The organism is bacterium (assembly GCA_035559435.1).
Lineage (GTDB): Bacteria > Zixibacteria > MSB-5A5 > WJJR01 > WJJR01 > JACQFV01.
The window spans coordinates 65,296-71,546 of sequence record DATMBC010000070.1; the positions used below are offsets into that span (position 1 = coordinate 65,296).

General features: G+C 57.1%; 6 protein-coding genes and 1 tRNA gene. 3 read left to right on the plus strand and 4 right to left on the minus strand.

Annotated features, from left to right (window positions below):
* A complete protein-coding gene (locus VNN55_08590; GenBank protein HWO57608.1) occupies nt 1-348 on the plus strand; it encodes a DUF2007 domain-containing protein in 348 nt (115 codons plus the stop codon).
* A 7-nt stretch (nt 349-355) separates the two neighbouring features.
* Nucleotides 356-544, plus strand: coding sequence for a zinc ribbon domain-containing protein (locus VNN55_08595; GenBank protein HWO57609.1), 189 nt, complete (start codon nt 356-358; stop codon nt 542-544).
* Here the strand turns inward: VNN55_08595 and VNN55_08600 are convergent.
* A complete protein-coding gene (locus VNN55_08600; protein HWO57610.1) occupies nt 541-1,296 on the minus strand; it encodes a PD-(D/E)XK nuclease family protein in 756 nt (251 codons plus the stop codon). The two genes, VNN55_08595 and VNN55_08600, sit on opposite strands and share 4 nt — an antisense overlap.
* 6 nt (nt 1,297-1,302) lie before the next feature.
* Complete coding sequence (locus VNN55_08605) at nt 1,303-2,019, minus strand: SIMPL domain-containing protein (protein HWO57611.1); 717 nt, start codon at nt 2,017-2,019, stop codon at nt 1,303-1,305.
* Between the two features lie 152 nt (nt 2,020-2,171).
* Here VNN55_08605 and VNN55_08610 point away from each other — a divergent pair.
* A tRNA-Asn gene (locus tag VNN55_08610) sits at nt 2,172-2,244 on the plus strand.
* An 837-nt stretch (nt 2,245-3,081) separates the two neighbouring features.
* On the opposite strand, the gene VNN55_08615 is transcribed toward VNN55_08610, so the two are convergent.
* Both VNN55_08615 and VNN55_08620 read right to left on the minus strand, forming a co-directional pair.
* Complete coding sequence (locus VNN55_08615) at nt 3,082-4,845, minus strand: T9SS type A sorting domain-containing protein (protein ID HWO57612.1); 1,764 nt, start codon at nt 4,843-4,845, stop codon at nt 3,082-3,084.
* Nucleotides 4,846-4,926: 81 nt separating this feature from the next.
* Nucleotides 4,927-5,703, minus strand: coding sequence for a hypothetical protein (locus tag VNN55_08620; protein ID HWO57613.1), 777 nt, complete (start codon nt 5,701-5,703; stop codon nt 4,927-4,929).
* Nucleotides 5,704-6,251 lie beyond the last annotated feature (548 nt).

Consider the following 6,251-nt stretch of genomic DNA (forward strand, 5'->3'; position numbering starts at 1 on the left):
ATGCCAGTGTGTCCGAATTGCCAGGCCGAGTACCCCGACGGCCGCGTCGAATGCATCGATTGCGGCGTGCCGTTGGTGGATGACCTCTATGATCCCGATCTGGACGAGGACGAAGCTGGCGACGGGAAGTTCGTGCCGTTTCGCACTTACCCCACGCGCGTGCACGCCGAGATGATCGTCGAGGCGCTCGCCCACGAGGGCATCCCCGCGATCATCAAATCCGACGAGATGTTCGGCTCCGCCACCGGCATGGGCACCGGCGCCACCCCGAAGATCGTGGTGTGGGTGCCGGAAGCGCAGAAGGACGACGCCGCCGATGTCGCCGACGGCACCCTCGATCACCTCTGAGCCCGCCATGTCCGGCCAGCGCGAATGTCCCTCCTGCGCCTCGATGGTCCCCGACGACGAGGAGCGTTGCGTGATCTGCGGGTATGAGTTTCCGACGATTGCGCGGGGACGAAACTGGCGCGGCTGGGTGGCGATCGTGCTGCTTCTGATCTTTGTCTACCCGTTGATCCGCTTCATCATCAATCTGCTGCGTTAATTGCTTTCGCGCACACGCGCCGCCGCGCGGTAGAGGCAGAATTCGCACTCCCCGGCCGCGTCCGGAATAGTGTCGGCGCGCAGGCAGTCGCAGGCGGCGCGGATACAATCCTCGACCCAGTCGGTCTGGCCCTGGTGGGGCACAAAGGTCAGTTCAAAATCCAGGCGGGCGTTGAATGCCTCGCGTCCCTTCTGGCCGTTGGCGTAGACCCAATAGGCGGTGTCGGAGACCTCGAAGCCGTTTTGACGGAAAAGCCACTGGTAGATTTCCAGCTGCCGTCTGTAGCTCTGACGCGAGTTGTAGTCGGCGCGGATCGGGTCCTTGACGCTGGTCGCCTTGTAGTCGACGATGATGAGCGCCCCGCTTGGATCGACCCAGAGGTCATCGACCGCGCCGGAGATGACGAGGTTGGTTGGCGCATGGTGGTATTCCACACCCTTGAAGTTCTCGCGCCAGACGCCCAGCGACTCATGGCGGAAGGGGATCGCGTCGATACCGGCCGCGCGCATGAGCGGATGTGGTTCGCCGCGCTCGCGGTAGTAGTCGAATTCGCGCTTGAGCAGCTCGTCGACGGCGAGGTTGAGCGAAAACGAGGGCAGGTCGGGACGGTCCACGCCCAGTCGGCGGTCGAGGTAGAAACAGCGCGGACATTCCATGAACCGTTCCAGCTTGGACCGCGACAGCTTGAACGGTTTGTCCGCGCCGGGATTGTAGAGGTTGCGCGTGCGAACGCCGGTCGTCTTGCGGGTCATGGGTGATTATTCCACCATGAAGGCCGCGCGCACCGTGACGGTGATGTCCTTCTGCTTGGTGCCGGTGGTGTACATGCCGTAGTCGGACACCTCGGTCGAAAACGGCTCGGTGATCTGGAAGACCCCGACCGACGAGTTGAGCAATTTGGTGATCCGGACGCCTCCGGCTTCGGCGAGCACATCGGCACGGGCGCGGGCATCGACCATCGCATCCTTGAGCAGCTCGCGCTTGATCGCCGCCAGGTCGGAGTGGAAGTACTCGAGGTTGGAATTCTGCAGGACCACCCCTTCCCCGACCACTGTTTTGGGATCGACCGCCAGTTTCTCGATGTCGACAACCTTAGGCGAGATGACCAGGATTGACTGATTGATGTTGTGTCCGGTGCTGAGCCCGTTGGGGTTGTAAATCGGGTAGGTGCTGATCGCCTGCACGGTGATTTCGTCGTCGGTGATGCCAGCGGCCTTCAGCCGGGCGATCGTGCTTTGGACATCGTCGTGGATACGACGGTACCCCTCGCTAATTTCCTGCTCGGTGGCGGTCCGGGCGATCGACAGGCGCCATTTGACGATGTCGGAGACCACCCGTTTGGACGCCGACCCGACCACGCGCACGCTGTCCTGGGCCTCGCGGGCGCTTTTGAAAAACCAACCGAAGATGATCGCGGCGATGATGATCCCGATGGCCAAGACCGGCAGTCCGCCGCCGGAGTTGCGCGAATTCATGTCCCCTCCCGTTGCTGTCATGCAGGGAATTTGTACACCGAATCCCGCGGAAAGGCAACGGCGAAAGCGCCGTCCCGCCCGGAGGTACCATCCGGTTTCGGGCTTGATTCAGGGGCGAAAAAGCATTATGTAGGGCGGCCTGAGCGTTTCACTCCCCGGTAGCTCAGTCGGTAGAGCGGGCGGCTGTTAACCGCCATGTCGCTGGTTCGAGTCCGGCCCGGGGAGCATTAACCGCCAAATCAAACTCCGGACAATTGCAGAGGGTCGAAGGGCACACGCAGAGCGTAAATGTGCCCGCGTAACGCGCGAGCGTGTGCGGACATGCGGCCCATCCTGAAAGAGTGCGCCTCCGTCAGCGATACTTGCCGTCGTTCAGGTCGCGCTCATTCGGCGTGAATCCCTCTGAAAACGCCATTTCACCTTGGATTTGGTGACCCAAGATTTCGCCTGCGCGTTTGTAGGAGTGTCCGAGAAGAATACACGACTGTCCCAGAGTCAACGTTATCGAGTGAACACAACCCTAACCCGCCCTGAGAACCCTTCGGTCAGAGCCACGGCCTCGCATCCGTAGTCACGACCATCCGTAGGGTACAAGATAAATCCGTGGTTTGTTTTCCGGCCCTTGGAGGTGGACTGCAGCCATTCAGTGATTGCGAATGATGCGCGTGGGCTGCCATCGTGCTCGACGGTGACGTCCGCAGATCCTGCAAGTTCGTAGTCCCCCCCGTCTGCACTCCAGTCTCCTTCCCAGCGGACAGAGCTTGGACTCCAAGCGTTGGTGACAGGCGCTGCTTGGAATGATGGTAAACGTCCGCCGCAAGCGAGAGATGAGAGTTCTACTTCGCATACTGCAAGGAGAACGCGGTACGCCGCCAGTGAATCAGGAATAGCAAACTTCACGAGAATCCTGTGCTCTGTGCTATCAGAAATGACCGCCCCTGCCGTTACAGGAAGCGAGATCTCTGCTGCTCGTGTGATTTGGTTGCCAACAGCCAGCACTCCGAGAGTCAAAGCGGCGGGGATCAGTACCAGCGTAACTGAACTCTTACGCATTGCCTTCTCCTATCGCAGTAAGACCATTTTCCTGCTCTCAACGGCTTTCTCGGATTGGAGTCGGTAGAAATAGACGCCGGAGGCGACTTCGTTGTTGTCGAAGTTTCGGCCGTTCCATTCTATCTGGTGGCGGCCCATTTCGACGGCTCCATCGACGAGAATTCGCACGAGCTGGCCAAGTACATTATATACGGACAAACGAACCTTCCCTGGTTCGTGGATCTCGTATTCGATGACCGTCGCTCCATTGAATGGGTTGGGGTAGTTTTGTCCCAAAGCAAAGTCGCGTGGCAGTGCGCGGCTCTCTTCAGCAGTTGCACCGGTGCCGAGTTTCCCGAGTCCGGGATTGATCGTGTCAAAGGGGGTGCGGTCCACAAGAACCGTAAACCAATTGGCGGGCGGATTCGTGGATCCCCACCAATTATGCTCCGCACGGATCGTGTCCGTTGAGGTGTTTCCTGTGTGCGATGCCCGCTTTGGCTCGACAGAGAACCATCCGATTTCCTCGTCGTAGATCCAGTACGGCACCGTGTGAATCGAGCTGCCACCAGGATCTGCCGATCCTCCGTTGTTCTCTTTCCTCTTGCCTAGATTGGCTTTACTCTTATACGAGTAGAAGCACGCAGTTCCAAAGTCCCTGAGCAGAGATCGCCTCAGTTTGAGGTTCACGCTTTGGCCGACCTTAATTCCGTACGGAGTTCTAACGCCCAACAGAGTGTCGGTGATAAAGCGGCAACTGTCGACTACGCAATGCGCCTTGTAGGCTGCGTACATACTCGCGGAAGTGAAATAGCCTGAGTCAGTGACATTTGTTACGCGCAGTGTATCGTAATCGCCCGGGAACTCGACGTCTTGTACGCTATAGATTCCATACATACCCGGCCCAACAATTCGACTGCCCCGAATACTCGCGTTCGAAGCAACCGCGTAAATGCCGTACTGACAATCTGAGATTTGTGCTCCTTCAACGCAGGGGTCCGAGTGATCGAGCATAAGACCGTAGCCGCCTGGGACATCTGAAATCGTGTCGTTGAGGAATCGTACGCTATCACTCCGCGTGATGATTCCAGCGATGTCACAATTCGAGATCGCAAACCCTTGCAGAGTGTCGGACGTAAGCAGAGTGTCGATCGTGAGACCAATCCAAGCGTCCGAAATGACCGCACCTGCCGAGGAAAGGACCCTGCCCCCGTTCATCACTCTAATCCCGTACCAGCTCCCAGATTGCGCGGAGTCACTCAGAAACACCGGCCGGGAATCCTCGCCTCCCAAGATCTCCAATTCCCCATATACGACGATCTCCACTCGACCCTGATCAACTCCCGCAGCCAGGCGATCCTGCATTCCTTTTGCAATGACTCTTGTATTAGGGTAAATCGTTAACTTCGACTGAGCAGGAATGGTTATGTCCCCGCTGGCCAACACGCTCACCTTCCATTGGCTGTCTCCCGAGAGGGTTCCAAATGTCTCTTTCAGAGGAATCGGGGCAGTGTACGCCTGGTAGTGCCCCCGGGACCAGCCCTCCGGCTCCTCACGATTGTCCATCCACACAGGGTAAACGTAGTCCGCCGAAGCCGCGATGCCAATGTAGTCACTCCAGTAATTGCCCGCTTGATCGATCAGACAGGGGTGGAAACTGGTTTCGCCCACTCTGAAATCGACAAATGTCTTTCCGCTATCTGCAGATCGCGATACCCACACTTCCGCGAGGCTGTCGCTGTCAGAGTTTCTGGAGTCAAAGTAGACAATGTAGATGATGCCGCTATCCGTCACGCAGACCCATGGTGACCACTGATCCTTGCCATTACTGACGATGTCATTTGTAACTCGCGCTGGGGCAGTCCACGTGTCCCCTTAGTCATTGGAACGCGACAAGAAGACGTCTGCGTTTCCGTTTCGCATATCCGGCCAAACCATGTAGATGGTTCCAGATCCTCCTCCTCGGCCATCCACCGCCATTGACGGGCAGCTGTTTACCCGCATCTTCTTGGGCTCAATCGTCGTCGGATAGTTTGAACCCCAGTTCATTCCTTCAGGAATCTCGATAATCCTCGATGCCCCATCGAAACTGTTCCCGCCGTCTCGTGACCGATTAAACCCAATCGCATCCTCATCGTATTCATAAACAGGAAGGTCGTGAATCGCCCAGCTCGCGTAGATAAGACCATTCGGAGCTACAGCTAGATTCACGCCGATGTTGTAGTATTCAGCAATTCCTTCGCTGATATCATGTTCTTCGTCGAAATCGGCACCTCCAGTACGTGACCTCTTGAACATAATCTCATTTCCAGATGCTCCGGGACTACCGAACCAAGCAATGTAAATGTAGCCTTCGTATGCGCTTGATGAGTTCGTATCAATCGCCATGTGCGGCTTGTCGATATTGGCTTGACCAGCCGGGTCATACTTCCCCCGGACGAGAGAACGTGACCACGTCTCTCCGCCGTCCTCAGAGGTAGCCAAGAACAGATGCGTGCCCGAACCATAGACTGGAGGGTCACATCCCTGATAGCAGAAGTACGCAATCCCCGCCGCATCCCACGCGACAGAGGGATCCGTCGAAGTGCAGGACACTGTCGGCAATACTGTGTGACCATCCCAACTATACCCCGAATCACGCGTGAAGAACACTGACTGCCTCCGACCTTCATGAGGGGATTCTCCATTGTTCCGGTTTGATCCGACCAAGACACGTCCAACATCCGAGGGATCGATTGCCACCGACAGCTCGCTTTGATCTCCCGGAAAATCCGGGAGTAACAAGACATTCGAATATATGGATCTGACTATCCGACTCTTCCCGACTCCGCATTGTTCGGGTCCCTCCGGCTCGTTGGCGTCAGCGATCTTGATCTCGCCGATGCACATGCAGAGGCACATGACAGTCCCTGTATACACAACTTGTGTGAATCTCCTCCAACTATCAGTTGATCGCATTGACGTGCCTCTGCTTTCGCTATTGCTGGCATCCAAGACAAAATTCTGCTTCTGGATCCCCGCCTCTGAATGCGACGTTCACCATGCCGACAACGTCTAGCACGTCCGTCCGGAGATCGCATGTCACATCAGTTCGTTCAAATGGACAGTAAATGTCCGCCACGGGAGCATCCCCCCGAAAGGCCGTATTGATAACTTTCACGACATCCTGAATGTCGGACGGCACGCTGTCGCATGCCGGA